Source organism: Streptomyces sp. T028 (assembly GCF_048159505.1).
In the GTDB taxonomy this organism is placed as follows: domain Bacteria; phylum Actinomycetota; class Actinomycetes; order Streptomycetales; family Streptomycetaceae; genus Streptomyces.
In genome coordinates this window covers 114948-127834 of record NZ_JBLRVZ010000040.1, presented here as the reverse complement: position 1 = coordinate 127834, position 12887 = coordinate 114948, and the positions used below count along the sequence as shown (strand labels likewise).

The following is a 12887-nucleotide window of genomic DNA, read 5'->3' as shown; positions in this document are numbered from 1 at the left end:
CGAACGTGCAGATTAGCGCTCTGACCTGCAAGGATGTCGCCAGATTTCCGGGCGTCGGCCTGAGCCTTCGAATCCAAGGTGAGCGCAGAAAGCGGCCCCGGTCGGCGACGGGGGCGCCGGCCGGGGCCGCTCTGGCACTACTTCANCGGTCGACGCCGAGGCCGGCGCCGGTGCGGTCCTGGCTGATGCGGCAGTAGATGACGGCTCGCGTTCGGGCGCCCGCCGTTGGAGTGGCCTTCATGTCCTGAGTGTGGCTCACCAGTGGTGTCTTTGTCCGGGGTTCGGGAAGACAACCTTGCTGAGCGCGCTGCTCGGCCTGGTCGGGCCCGGGGAGCGGATCGTTCTCGCCGAGGACTCCGCGGAGCTGCGGCCGGACCATCCGCACGTCGTCCGACTGGAGACCAGACCCGCCAATCAGGAGGGCGCCGGACTCGTCACGCTCGAGGACCTGGTGCGGCAGGCCCTGCGGATGCGGCCGGACCGGCTCGTCGTGGGCGAGGTGCGCGGGCGGGAGGTGGTCGACCTGCTGGCCGCGCTCAACACCGGCCACGAGGGCGGCTGCGGGACGGTCCACGCCAACGCCGCCGCCGACGTGCCCGCCCGGCTGGAGGCGCTCGGCACGGCGGCAGGGCTCGACCGGGCCGCGCTGCACAGCCAGTTGGCGGCCGCGCTCTCGGTGGTCCTGCACCTCGTCCGCGACCCGGCCGGACGGCGGCGGATCGCGGAGGTGCACGTGCTGGAGAGAGACCCGGCGGGGCTGGTGCGGACGGTACCGGCACTGCGCTGGCAGCGGGACGCCTTCGCGCAGGAGCGGGGGTGGGCGCGGCTGCGGGAGTTGCTGCGCGGCCGGGAGAGCGGGGTGGGTGGGGACAGCGGGGCTGGTGAGGGCAACAGGGCGGACGGGAGCGGCAGGGCGGACGTGAGCAGCAGCGTGGCTGAACGAGGCCGTGCGGGTGAAGGGAGCGGGGAAGGCGATGTACGCGATGAGTGAGGTGTCGACGGCGGCGGCCGTCACCTGTGCCGGGGCCGCGGCCTGGCTGCTGGGCGGCCCGTACTCCGGGGCGCGGCGGGCGCACCTGCTGCTCGCCGGAGGCGGGGTGGCCGGTAGCGGGCCGCCGGCCTGGCAGGCCCTGGCCCTCGAACTGCGCAGGCTCCGCGCGCGATGGCGGCCCGAATGGTGGGCGCCGGTCGCCGGAGCGGTCCTGGCGGTGCTGGGGGCGTCGGTGCTGCCGATCGTCGCGGGGGCGGCCGCGGTGCCCCTGCTGCGCCGGATGCGGCGCGCCGCCGAGGCCCGCCGGGCCGGGGAACGCCGGGGAGACGCCGTGATCGCGCTGTGTGCGGCGCTCGCCGGGGAGGTGCGGGCCGGACGGCAGCCCGGCGAGGCGTTGCAACGGGCCGTGCGGGACTCCGGCGGGCTGGGTGAGGCGCAGGCCCCGGTGCTGGCGGCGGCACGGTTCGGCGGGGACGTGCCCCAGGCGCTCGCGGTCGCCGCACGGCAACCGGGTGCCGGCGGGCTGTTGGGACTTGCCGCGTGCTGGCGGGTGGCCGTCGACCAGGGAGCGGGCCTCGCGGCCGGACTCGACCGTCTGGAAGGGGCGTTGCGCGCCGAGCGCGACCAACGAGCTGACCTGCACGCCCAGTTGGCGGGGCCGCGCGCCACCGCGGTGATGCTGGCCTGTCTGCCCGCCCTGGGGCTCCTGCTGGGCGCCGCACTCGGCGCCGACCCGCTGCACGTCCTGCTGCACACCGCGGCGGGGCTGGGCTGCCTGCTCGTCGGCGGGCTGCTGGAGGGCGCGGGGGTGTGGTGGGTGCTGCGGATCGTTCGGAGCGCGCAGGGGGCGTGAGGGTGCCGTGCGGCACGTGACGAGGAGCGGGCGTGCGGGTGGCATGCGATGGGTGACACGGAGGGAGACGTCATGAGCGCGGAAGTTGTCCACAGGCTGGGGGTGGCCATGGGGATCGTGCTGGTCCTCGGGTGGCCGATGTGGTGGCTGGAGAGGGTGCGGCGCGCCCGCAGGGCCCGGGGGCGGGTCGCAGAGCTGCTGGGGCGGGAACGGGCACCGGACGTTCCGCGTGCGGGGATGCGGAATGTCGTATGGACCTGGCTGCCGGCGGTGGCGGTCGTGGGCGCCGGATGGGTGGTGATCGGCGGGGTCGTGGGGGCCGTGACCGGGGTGGTCGGCGCGGTCGGGCTGTGGCGGTGGCGCTGTCGGCAACAGGCGGTGGGAGCCGTGAGCGACGCCGACGCACGGCTGGCTGCCGGGCAACTCCCGCTCGCCGCCGATCTGCTGGCCGCCTGCATCGCGGCGGGCGCCGCCCCCGTGACCGCCGCGCAGGCCGTCGGGGAGGCACTGGGCGGGCCGGTGGGGGAGGGACTGGCGCGCGGTGCCGCCGAGGTGCGGCTGGGCGGCGAACCGGCCACGGCGTGGCGGAGGCTGGCCTCGGCGCCGGGGGCGGCGGCCCTGGCGCGGCTGCTGGAACGGGCCGACGTGTCGGGGATTCCGGCGGCCGGACCCGTGGCCCGGCTGGCCGGGGACGCCCGCGCCGAGTGGACACGGGCCGCGACGGCCAGGGCGCGACGCGGGGCCGTCCTGGTCACCGCGCCGGTGGGGCTGTGCTTCCTGCCCGCCTTCATCGCGGTCGGGATCGTTCCGGTCGTGATCGGGCTCGCGGGCGGGGTGATGGGGGGAGGCGGGGGATGACGGGGCGCTGAGAGCGCCGTAGCGGCGCCTGCAGGGCGCTGAGCGGGGACGAACGAGGGATCGAACAGTCGGAGCCCGACAGGGCCGAACCTTACGGGGGTTGAGATGTACAAGGCAGTACGGGCGCGTCTGCGTGCCCTGGTGTACGGGATGCGGGGCGCGCGGCGGGACGCCGGGATGGTGACGTCCGAGTACGCGATGGGGATCGTGGCGGCCGTGGGGTTCGCCGTGCTCCTCTACCAGGTGGTGACGAGTGACGCCGTCAGCACGCAGTTGCAGGACATCGTGAAGCGGGCGCTCAGTGGGGCGATGTGAGCGGCGGCGGCTCGGCGGGGACCGGGGCTTCGTGACGGCGGAGTCGGCCGTGGTGCTGCCGGTGCTGGTGGTGTTCGCGATGGCGCTGGTGTGGGGGCTGCTCGCGGTGGCCGCTCGGATCCAGTGCGTGGACGCGGCCAGGACCGGTGCCCGCGCGGCGGCCCGGCAGGACCCCGACGGGGCGGTCGTCGAACTGGCCCGCGCTGCGGCACCGCGCGGGGCGCGGGTGACGGTCAGCAGGGAGGGCGGCCAGGTGCGGGTGGTGGTCGTGGCGAGTCCGCCGCTGCTGAGGGGGTTGCCCTTCGAGGTACGGGAGGAGGCGGTGGCTGCGGCCGAGGAGGCCGTGGGGGCCGCGGGGACGGGGAGAGACATCGAGGGAGGTGGGCCGTGAAGGTGGCCCGTGCCGTCGCGGCATGGCTGCGGGGGAGAGGTGACCGGGGCTCGGCCACCGTCTGGAGTCTCGGGGCGATCGCGGTGCTGTGCGTGGTCTTCGGTGTCGTGCTGGCCCTGGGACAGGCCGTGGTGGTCCGGCACCGGGCAGCCGGGGGTGCGGACCTCGCGGCGCTCGCGGCGGCGGACCACTGGACGGACGGCGAGGAGCGGGCCTGCGCCCGGGCGGGCCGGGTGGCCCGGGCGCAGGGCGTACGGCTGGTGCGGTGCGTGGTCGCGGGAGAGATCTCCGACGTGACCGCGGCGTCGGGCCAGGGACCCTTCACGGCCGAGGTCAGGGCACGTGCGGGCCCTCCGGGTCCGGTATCGCAGCCTCCCGCGCCGCAGCCTTCTGGGTCGCAGGGCCCGGCCCCTGCTTCTGGGTCGCAGGGCCCGGCCCCTGCCCCGCCTCACCCTCCGGGGCAGGCGTCGCAGCCTCCCGTACCGGCTCCTCCGGCACCCCCCGGAGCAGTTCCGTGAGGAGTCGCACCGCCCCCCTCTTGTGCAGCGGGTCGTTGCCGTTGCCGCACTTGGGGGACTGGATGCAGGACGGGCAGCCGGCGTCGCACTCGCAGGAGGCGATGGCTTCGCGGGTGGCGGTGAGCCAGGCGCGGGCGGTGTGGAAGGCGCGCTCCGCGAAGCCCGCGCCGCCGGGATGGCCGTCGTAGACGAAGACCGTCGGGAGGAGCGTGTCGGGGTGCAGGGGGATCGACACGCCGCCGATGTCCCAGCGGTCGCAGGTCGCGAAGAGCGGAAGGAGGCCGATGGAGGCGTGCTCGGCGGCGTGCAGGGCGCCGCCGAGGATCTCGGGATTGACGCGGGCGGCGTCGAGTTGGTCCTCGGTGACCGTCCACCACACGGCGCGGGTGCGCAGCGTACGAGGAGGGAGGTCGAGCTTCGACTCGCCCAGGACTTCACCGGTGATGACGCGTCGGCGCAGGAAGGAGACGACCTGGTTGGTGACTTCGACAGAGCCGTAGCACAACCGGCCCTGGCCCCAGGGAACTTCGGTGTCCGTCTCCAGGACGGCGATGGACGTCGTGTCGCGGGCGACGGTCAAGTAGGGCGGGCTGGCCTCCTCGACGAGGGCGACGGAGTCGTCCAGGTCCAGGGAGCGGACGAGGTAGGTACGACCCTGGTGGAGGTGGACGGCGCCCTCGTGGACGGTGGTGTGCGCGGCGCACGCGTCGACCGTGCCGAGCAGCCGGCCCGTGCCCTCCTCGACGATCTGGACCGGCCGGCCGCCCTCGCCGCGGATGTCGGTGAGGTCGGCGGCGCGTTCCCGGCGCGTCCAGTGCCAGGCCTTCGTGCGGCGGCGCAGCAGCTTGGCGTCCTCCAACTGGGGAAGCAGGGCCTCGGTCTCCGGGCCGAACAGCGGCAGGTCCTCCTCCGTCAGCGGGAGTTCCGCGGCGGCGGCGCACAGGTGCGGGGCGAGGACGTAGGGGTTGTCGGGGTCGAGGACCGTCGACTCCACCGGGCGGTCGAAGAGGGCCTCCGGGTGGTGGACGAGGAAGGTGTCCAGGGGGTCGTCGCGGGCGACCAGGACCGCCAGCGCGCCCTGTCCGGACCGCCCGGCCCGGCCGGCCTGCTGCCACAGGGAGGCGCGGGTGCCCGGGTAACCGGCGATCAGGACGGCGTCGAGGCCGGAGACGTCGATGCCGAGTTCGAGGGCGGTGGTGGCGGCGAGGCCGAGGAGTTCGCCGGAGTGGAGGGCCTGTTCGAGGGCGCGGCGTTCCTCGGGCAGATAGCCACCCCGGTACGCCGCGACACGCCGGGCGAGGGAGCGGTCGACCTCGGCGAGCCGTTCCTGGGCGATCACCGAGATGAGTTCGGCGCCGCGCCGGGAGCGGATGAAGGCGACCGTGCGCACACCCTGGACGGCGAGGTCGGTGAGGAGGTCGGCGGTCTCGGCGGTGGCGGTACGCCGGACGGGGGCGCCCTTCTCGCCCTGCAGCTCGGTGAGCGGCGGCTCCCAGAGGGCGAACACCAGTTCACCGCGGGGTGAGGCGTCGTCGGCGACCTCCACCACCGGAAGGCCGGTCAGCCGGCCGGCGGCGACCGCGGGCTCGGCGGCGGTCGCGGAGGCGAGCAGGAAGACCGGGGAGGCGCCGTAGCGGGCGCACAGGCGGCGCAGCCTGCGCAGGACCTGGGCGACGTGGGAGCCGAAGACACCGCGGTAGGTGTGGCACTCGTCGATGACGACGTACTTCAGCGATTTCAGGAAGGAGGACCAGCGGGGGTGGGAGGGGAGGATCCCGCGGTGCAGCATGTCCGGGTTGGTCAGGACGTAGTTGGCGTACTGGCGGACCCACTCGCGTTCCTCGAACGGCGTGTCGCCGTCGTACACGGCCGGGCGCACCGCGTTGCCGAGCGGATGTGAGAGTTCTTTCACAGAGCGGCGCTGGTCGGCGGCGAGGGCCTTGGTGGGGGCGAGGTACAGGGCGGTCGCGCCGCGGCCGTTCGGGGCCTCGGAGCCGTCCAGAAGAGTGGAAAGCACGGGCACGAGATACGCCAGGGACTTGCCGGAGGCCGTGCCTGTGGCGACGACCACCGAGTCGCCGTCCAGGGCGTGCTCGGCGGCGAGGGCCTGGTGGGCCCAGGGGTGTTCGATTCCGCAGGCCTGGACCGCCGCGATCACCTCCGGGCGAATCCGGTCAGGCCAGACGGCATGGCGGCCCTCCCGTGGGGGCAAGTGCTCCGTATGAGTGATGCGCGATGCCCGGCTCGGGCCCGGGGCGAGCCGGTCCAGGAGCGCGCCCGGCGACAGGCGGGGCGCGGGCTGTGCCGAGGATCGATCGGATCGGTGATTCTTGGCCATCGGCACCGAGTGTGTCACTGGCGTGACGGACAATGGAGCCAAGGCGTCGTGCACGCCTGCCGGTAAGTGATTGAATGCCATCGCGGCTGGCGAACCGTCCAGGGGGCTCTGCCGAGGTGTCCCGAGGGGCGACCGCTCGATAGCAAGGTGCTGGAGGATCCGTGGACCTGTCCCTGTCGACCGAGACCGTCGGCGATCGCACGATCGTCAAGGTCGGTGGCGAAATCGACGTATATACCGCGCCCAAGCTGCGCGAGCAGCTGGTCGAGCTGGTGAACGACGGGAATTTCCACCTCGTCGTGGACATGGAGGGCGTGGACTTCCTCGACTCCACCGGGCTCGGCGTGCTGGTCGGCGGCCTGAAGCGAGTGCGTGCCCACGAGGGCTCGCTGCGCCTGGTCTGCAACCAGGAGCGCATTCTGAAGATCTTCCGTATCACCGGTCTGACCAAGGTGTTCCCGATTCACACCTCGGTCGAGGACGCGGTCCAAGCCACCGACTGACCGTCCGTCCGGGTCCGGTGACCCGGACGGCCCAGTTGTACACCGGGGGACCGGGCTTTCGGCAGCCCGGCCCCCCAACAGCACGCCCGAGTTCCGAGGGGGACGCATGGCCACCGTTGAACTCCGCTTCAGTGCGCTGCCCGAGCACGTCAGGACCGCCCGACTGGTGGCGGCGGCGGTGGCGCGCAGGGCTGGAGTGGACGAGGCCGTCCTCGACGAGGTGCGGCTCGCCGTGGGCGAGGCCTGCACCCGTGCCGTCGGTCTTCACCAGAGTGGCGGAATCACCGCTCCGGTGAAGGTGGCGCTGATCGAGGAGGAGAAGCAGTTCTCCATCGAGGTCGGCGACGAGGCGCCCCGCTCCGCCCCGGGCGACCGGGTGCCCGGCTCCGGCGCGGACGACGCGGACGCCGAGGAGGACGAGATGGGCCTCGCGGTCATCAGCGGCCTCGTCGACGACGTGGAGGTCACCGCCGGCGTACACGGCGGCCTGATCCGTATGACCTGGCCGAGGACTCCGGCGGCGGCGACGCCGGCCTGAGCCGCTCCGGCCGTATCCGTACCCGAAGGGCCCCACTCCGGTGGGGCCCTTTGGCATGCGCCCACCCGGGTATCCGTGCTTACAGTTGTCCCAGCCGTTCCAGCGGCCGTTCCACGAAGTGAATCATGAGCGATGAATCACTTCACGCATATCGTGAATCAATTCACGATCAATGACCCGTTCAATGATCCAGTTCAATGATCGGAGAATGCCTCGAAGGCATTACTGGACGTGTAGGCGAATTCTGTTTACCGCACACTGTTTTGATCAGGTTCCGGTACCTACAATCCGTCCACAATCTTGAGCTCAGCCCAAGCGTCAAGGAGGACGAATGGCGGGGCTTTCTACCCCTCATCGGTTGGACCACCCGACAACCCTCGCGGCCGCAGTGCTGACCGACGGCAACCGACTCCTCGTGGTGGTCATCGGACTCGTCGCACTGGCTGCGCTCGTGGTCGCGGGCGTCCTGCTGCGCCAGGTGCTCGCGGCCGGCGAGGGTACCGACAGCATGAAGAAGATCGCGGCAGCGGTCCAGGAAGGCGCCAACGCGTATCTGGCCCGCCAGTTGCGCACCCTCGGCGTATTCGCCGTGGTGGTGTTCTTCCTGTTGATGTTGCTGCCCGCGGACGACTGGAATCAGCGCGCCGGACGATCATTGTTCTTCCTGATCGGCGCCGCCTTCTCGGCGGCCACCGGTTATATCGGCATGTGGCTCGCGGTGCGCAGCAATGTGCGCGTCGCCGCGGCGGCCCGCGAAGCCACCCCGGCGCCCGGCGAACCGGAAAAAGATCTCACCGCCGTCTCGCACAAGGCGATGAAGATCGCCTTTCGCACGGGCGGCGTCGTCGGCATGTTCACGGTGGGGCTCGGGCTGTTCGGCGCCTCCTGCGTGGTGCTGGTCTACGCGGCCGACGCGCCCAAGGTGCTGGAGGGCTTCGGCCTCGGCGCGGCCCTCATCGCGATGTTCATGAGGGTCGGCGGCGGCATCTTCACCAAGGCCGCCGACGTCGGCGCCGACCTGGTCGGCAAGGTCGAGCAGGGCATTCCGGAGGACGATCCGCGCAATGCCGCGACCATCGCCGACAACGTGGGCGACAACGTCGGCGACTGCGCGGGCATGGCCGCCGACCTCTTCGAGTCGTACGCCGTGACGCTGGTCGCCGCGCTGATCCTCGGCAAGGCGGCCTTCGGCGACTTCGGGCTGGCGTTCCCGCTGCTCGTGCCCGCGATCGGCGTGCTCACGGCCATGGTCGGCATCTTCGCCGTCGCCCCGCGCCGTACGGACCGCAGTGGCATGTCCGCGATCAACCGGGGCTTCTTCGTCTCCGCGGTGATCTCGCTGGTGCTGGTGGCGGTCGCCGTCTTCGTCTACCTGCCCGGCAAGTACTCCGACCTCGACGGCGTCACCGACACGGCGATCACCGGCAAGGACGGCGACCCGCGCCTCCTCGCCCTCGTCGCGGTGGCGATCGGCATCCTCCTGGCCGCCGTCATCCAGCAGCTGACCGGCTACTTCACCGAGACCACCCGCCGCCCGGTCCGGGACATCGGCAAGACGTCCCTGACGGGCCCCGCCACGGTCGTCCTGGCCGGAATCTCCGTCGGCCTGGAGTCGGCCGTCTACACCGCCCTGCTGATCGGCCTCGGCGTGTACGGGGCGTTCCTCCTCGGCGGTACGTCGATCATGCTTGCGCTGTTCGCGGTCGCGCTGGCCGGGACCGGCCTGCTCACCACGGTCGGCGTGATCGTCGCGATGGACACCTTCGGGCCGGTCTCCGACAACGCGCAGGGCATCGCCGAGATGTCCGGCGACGTCGAGGGCGCGGGCGCGCAGGTGCTCACCAACCTCGACGCGGTCGGCAACACCACCAAGGCCATCACCAAGGGCATCGCCATCGCCACCGCGGTCCTCGCGGCGTCGGCGCTCTTCGGGTCGTACCGTGACGCGATCACGACCGGCGCGGACGATGTCGGCGAGAAGCTCTCCGGAGCGGGTGCGCCGATGAGCCTGATGATGGACATCTCGCAGCCCAACAACCTGGTCGGCCTCATCGCGGGCGCGGCGGTCGTCTTCCTCTTCTCGGGGCTGGCGATCAACGCGGTCTCGCGGTCGGCGGGCTCGGTGGTGTTCGAGGTGCGGCGGCAGTTCCGCGAGCACCCCGGGATCATGGACCACACCGAGACACCGGAGTACGGCAAGGTCGTCGACATCTGCACCCGGGACGCCCTGCGTGAGCTCGCCACGCCCGGGCTGCTCGCCGTCCTGGCGCCGATCTTCGTCGGGTTCACGCTCGGCGTCGGCGCGCTGGGCGCGTATCTCGCGGGCGCGATCGGCGCGGGCACGCTGATGGCGGTCTTCCTCGCCAACTCCGGTGGCGCCTGGGACAACGCCAAGAAGCTCGTCGAGGACGGCCACCACGGCGGCAAGGGCAGCGAGGCCCACGCGGCCACGGTGATCGGCGACACCGTCGGCGACCCCTTCAAGGACACCGCCGGGCCCGCGATCAACCCGCTGCTCAAGGTCATGAACCTGGTCGCGCTGCTGATCGCCCCGGCCGTGATCAAGTTCAGCTACGGCGACGACAAGAACATCGGCGTACGGATCCTGATCGCGGTCCTCGCCCTCGCGGTGATCGTCGGCGCGGTGTACGTCTCCAAACGGCGCGGGATCGCCATGGGCGATGAGGACAGCGCCGACAGATCGTCCAAGTCGGCCGATCCCGCGGTGGTTTCGTAGACCGGCCGTCGGGGCCCAGCTCAAAGGGCGGGCGGGAGACGCGTGTTGACGCGTCGCCCGCCCGCTGTGCTGTGGGTGTGCCCGGGCCGTGAGCCTTCTCTCTCTTGGTGCAAATGGCCCTAAATGCCAATGGAATGGACATTCGGCCTGGGGTTGTCGACCGGTGGGCGTGTATGTTCCGGGGCCGAGAGCCATGGAAGGGACCAAACCGGTGAACAAGAAGCTCGCGGCCGCACTGTCCGGCGGTGCGGTACTGGTACTGGCGCTGTCCGGATGCAGCAGCGACGACGGCAACAAGGAACTCGACGCCTGGGCCAAGAAGGTCTGCGACGCACTGCCGGCGCAGGACGCCAAGGTCGACGCCGCCAACGCCGCGATCAAGGAGGCCGCCACGGACAACAACGCCCCGGCGAACGTCCAGAAGACCGACTCGCAGGCCTTCCAGGACATGTCCGACGCGTACGCGGCGCTCGCCCAGGCCGTCCAGAAGGCCGGCACGCCGCCCGGCGTCGAGGGGGGCGCGAAGAAGCAGTCGGCCGCCGTCGCGGCGCTCAACACGCTCTCCACCTCCTACGCGGACCTGAAGAAGCAGGTCGACGCGCTGGACACCAAGGACCAGGCCAAGTTCGCCGACGGCCTCGCGGACATCGCCACCCAGCTCGGCACCCTCAGCCAGACCGGCAACACCGCGCTGAAGAACCTGGAGCAGGGCGACGTCAAGGACGCCATGGCCAAGCAGGACAGCTGCAAGAAGGTCGCCGCGTCGGCCTCGGCCCGGGCGACGACGAGCTGAGCCTCGCGGCGCGGGCGGGGCTCACGGAACCCGCGTGCCGGTGGGCCGAGGCCGCGTGACGCCTGTTGGGATCCGCACGACGACCGGCTGAGGCGTGTGACGGTGGGCTGAGGGAGTACGTGGCGGCGGGCTCGGACCGGAGGTGACGGCTGGACCCACCTGACGCCGGCTGGGCCCGCCTTTACACCGGCTGAGGTCGCACGGCGGCTGCCCGGGGATGCGAACTGAGGTCGCAACGGCGGCTGCCGCAGGATGCCGGCGCCAAGCCTTTCCTGGGGCCGGGTGGCCGAGGGGGGCCGGGGACGAGTCGAGGGGGAGAGGGGACAATGGGGGGCGTGAGTGACGCCACCCTGTCCCCCCTGCCCTCCGCCGACCGCCCCGAGGTGGCCGCGCGGCTGCGTGAGGCCCTGCTCGCGGCCTCCTTCACCGCCGACGGCCTGCTCGACCTGCTCGGCGCCCCCGCGTACGCGGCCCTGGCGCGCAGCGAGACCGTGCCCGCCCTACGGGCCACCCGCGGGGACACACCGCTGGAGATGCTCGTCCGCCTCTTCCTGCTCCAGCAGCCCGTTCCGCACGCGCGCGTGGGCGAATTTCTGCCGGTACACGCGTGTGTGGAGAGCGGCTGGCTGACCCGGGTCGGCACCGACGAGGTCGCGGCGACCGTGGACGTCCGTCCGTACGGCGGACCGGGCGGCGAGGACTGGTTCATCGTCTCCGACCTGGGCTGCGCTGTCGGCGGCGCCGGTGGCATCGGCAGCCGGAACGAGGAAGTCGTCCTCGGTGTCGGCGGCGCCTCGACGACCCTCGCCGGGATCACCGTCCGTACGCCCGTGTCGTCCGCGCTCGACCTCGGCACCGGCTCCGGCATCCAGGCGCTGCACGCCGCCCAGCACGCCACACGCGTGACGGCGACCGACCTCAACCCGCGTGCCCTGCACATCACCGCGCTCACCCTGGCCCTGTCCGGCGCCCCGGCCGCCGAGCTGCGCGAGGGCTCCCTCTTCGAGCCGCTCCGGCACGACGAGCGGTACGACCTGATCGTGTCCAACCCCCCGTTCGTGATCTCGCCGGGCGCCCGGCTGACGTACCGGGACGGCGGGATGGGCGGGGACGATCTGTGCCGCTCGCTCGTTCAGGGAGCGGGGGAACGGCTGAACGAGGGCGGGTTCGCGCAGTTCCTCGCCAACTGGCAGCACGTGGAAGGGGAGGACTGGCAGGACAGGCTCAGGTCGTGGGTGCCGCGCGGCTGCGACGCCTGGATCGTCCAGCGCGAGGTCCAGGACGTCACGCAGTACGCCGAGCTGTGGCTCAGGGACGCGGGTGACCACCGGGGTGACCCGGCCGAGTACCAGGCGCGCTACGACGCATGGCTGGACGAGTTCGAGGCGCGCAAGGTGAAGGCCGTCGGCTTCGGCTGGATCACCCTGCGCAGGACGTCGGCCGCCGAGCCCGTCGTCACCGTGGAGGAGTGGCCGCATCCGGTCGAACAGCCGCTCGGTGACACCGTCCGCGCGCACTTCGAGCGGCTCGACTACCTGCGCGCGCACGACGACGCGGCCCTGCTCGCCGGGTACTTCAGGCTGGCCGGCGAGATCGTCCAGGAGCAGGTCGGCATGCCCGGCGCCGAGGACCCGGAGCACGTCGTGCTGCGCCAGCACCGCGGGATGCGCCGCGCCACGAAGGTGGACACGGTCGGCGCGGGCTTCGCGGGCGTGTGCGACGGCTCCCTGAGCGCGGGCCGCATCCTGGACGCCATCGCCCAACTGGTGGGTGAGGACCCGGTGTCGCTGCGCGACCGTACGCCCGCCCAGATCCGGCTCCTGGTGGAGCAGGGCTTCCTGGAACCGGCGCAGTGAATCCGCCCTGAACCCGCCCGCAGCCCGTCTCGCCCGGGGCGGGGCGCGGCTCCTGGTACCCATGCGCCCGTTCTGGCGGGATTGGCAGGATTGCTGCGGAAAAGGCCTCCTGTCAGTGGTGCGTGCGAAGCTACCTTCAAGGGGACAAACTCCGCGCGTACTCGGGGGAGGCGCGCGCTGTCTCGGGGGAGGCGCG

Annotated in this window: 10 protein-coding genes and 2 pseudogenes; 11 read left to right on the top strand and 1 reads right to left on the bottom strand. The window is 72.3% G+C overall.

Annotation, left to right across the window (positions count from 1 at the left end):
* Positions 1–277: 277 nt before the first annotated feature.
* From ACLZN2_RS35090 to ACLZN2_RS35065, 6 genes and pseudogenes are all read left to right on the top strand, one after another.
* A pseudogene (locus tag ACLZN2_RS35090) lies at positions 278–991 on the top strand (CpaF family protein); the annotation flags it as partial.
* The gene (locus ACLZN2_RS35085; protein ID WP_416983501.1) at positions 975–1844 is read left to right on the top strand and encodes a type II secretion system F family protein; all 870 of its coding nucleotides are present in this window, start codon (positions 975–977) and stop codon (positions 1842–1844) included. The pseudogene ACLZN2_RS35090 and the gene ACLZN2_RS35085, both read left to right, overlap by 17 nt.
* 72 nt (positions 1845–1916) lie before the next feature.
* Positions 1917–2702, top strand: coding sequence for a type II secretion system F family protein (locus tag ACLZN2_RS35080; protein ID WP_416983500.1), 786 nt, complete (start codon positions 1917–1919; stop codon positions 2700–2702).
* 105 nt (positions 2703–2807) lie between these two features.
* Entirely contained in the window at positions 2808–3017 is a 210-nt protein-coding gene (locus tag ACLZN2_RS35075) for a DUF4244 domain-containing protein (RefSeq protein WP_416983499.1), read from the top strand.
* Positions 3018–3048: 31 nt separating this feature from the next.
* Complete coding sequence (locus ACLZN2_RS35070; RefSeq protein WP_416983498.1) at positions 3049–3408, top strand: TadE family type IV pilus minor pilin; 360 nt, start codon at positions 3049–3051, stop codon at positions 3406–3408.
* Positions 3405–3701: pseudogene (locus ACLZN2_RS35065) on the top strand (Rv3654c family TadE-like protein); the annotation flags it as partial. The gene ACLZN2_RS35070 and the pseudogene ACLZN2_RS35065, both read left to right, overlap by 4 nt.
* Positions 3702–3741: 40 nt before the next feature.
* On the opposite strand, the gene ACLZN2_RS35060 reads toward ACLZN2_RS35065, so the two are convergent.
* Positions 3742–6345 carry a DEAD/DEAH box helicase gene (locus ACLZN2_RS35060; protein WP_416983497.1) on the bottom strand — a complete coding sequence of 868 codons (2604 nt, stop codon included), beginning with the start codon at positions 6343–6345 and terminating at the stop codon, positions 3742–3744.
* Positions 6346–6425: 80 nt separating this feature from the next.
* Here ACLZN2_RS35060 and bldG point away from each other — a divergent pair, with 80 nt between their 5' ends.
* The 5 genes from bldG (at position 6426) to ACLZN2_RS35035 (ending at position 12691) form a co-directional block, all read left to right on the top strand.
* Complete coding sequence (gene bldG / locus ACLZN2_RS35055) at positions 6426–6767, top strand: anti-sigma factor antagonist BldG (RefSeq protein ID WP_055636390.1); 342 nt, start codon at positions 6426–6428, stop codon at positions 6765–6767.
* A gap of 106 nt (positions 6768–6873) precedes the next feature.
* Positions 6874–7305, top strand: a complete 432-nt coding sequence (locus tag ACLZN2_RS35050) for an ATP-binding protein (RefSeq protein ID WP_416983496.1) — start codon at positions 6874–6876, stop codon at positions 7303–7305.
* Between the two features lie 331 nt (positions 7306–7636).
* Positions 7637–10042 (top strand): sodium-translocating pyrophosphatase, encoded by a 2406-nt coding sequence (locus ACLZN2_RS35045; RefSeq protein WP_416983495.1) that lies wholly within the window; start codon positions 7637–7639, stop codon positions 10040–10042.
* 193 nt (positions 10043–10235) lie between these two features.
* Positions 10236–10835, top strand: coding sequence for a small secreted protein (locus ACLZN2_RS35040; RefSeq protein ID WP_416983494.1), 600 nt, complete (start codon positions 10236–10238; stop codon positions 10833–10835).
* Positions 10836–11161: 326 nt separating this feature from the next.
* Positions 11162–12691 (top strand): methyltransferase, encoded by a 1530-nt coding sequence (locus tag ACLZN2_RS35035; RefSeq protein WP_416983493.1) that lies wholly within the window; start codon positions 11162–11164, stop codon positions 12689–12691.
* Positions 12692–12887 lie beyond the last annotated feature (196 nt).

Excerpts from the sequence above, each read along its gene's own strand:
- ACLZN2_RS35085 (WP_416983501.1), top strand. The coding sequence starts at position 975 with ATGTACGCGATGAGTGAGGTGTCGACGGCGGCGGCCGTCACCTGTGCC.
- ACLZN2_RS35080 (WP_416983500.1), top strand. The coding sequence starts at position 1,917 with ATGAGCGCGGAAGTTGTCCACAGGCTGGGGGTGGCCATGGGGATCGTG.
- ACLZN2_RS35075 (WP_416983499.1), top strand. The coding sequence starts at position 2,808 with ATGTACAAGGCAGTACGGGCGCGTCTGCGTGCCCTGGTGTACGGGATG.
- ACLZN2_RS35060 (WP_416983497.1), bottom strand. The coding sequence starts at position 6,345 with ATGGCATTCAATCACTTACCGGCAGGCGTGCACGACGCCTTGGCTCCA.
- ACLZN2_RS35050 (WP_416983496.1), top strand. The coding sequence starts at position 6,874 with ATGGCCACCGTTGAACTCCGCTTCAGTGCGCTGCCCGAGCACGTCAGG.
- ACLZN2_RS35045 (WP_416983495.1), top strand. The coding sequence starts at position 7,637 with ATGGCGGGGCTTTCTACCCCTCATCGGTTGGACCACCCGACAACCCTC.
- ACLZN2_RS35040 (WP_416983494.1), top strand. The coding sequence starts at position 10,236 with ATGGAAGGGACCAAACCGGTGAACAAGAAGCTCGCGGCCGCACTGTCC.
- ACLZN2_RS35035 (WP_416983493.1), top strand. The coding sequence starts at position 11,162 with ATGGGGGGCGTGAGTGACGCCACCCTGTCCCCCCTGCCCTCCGCCGAC.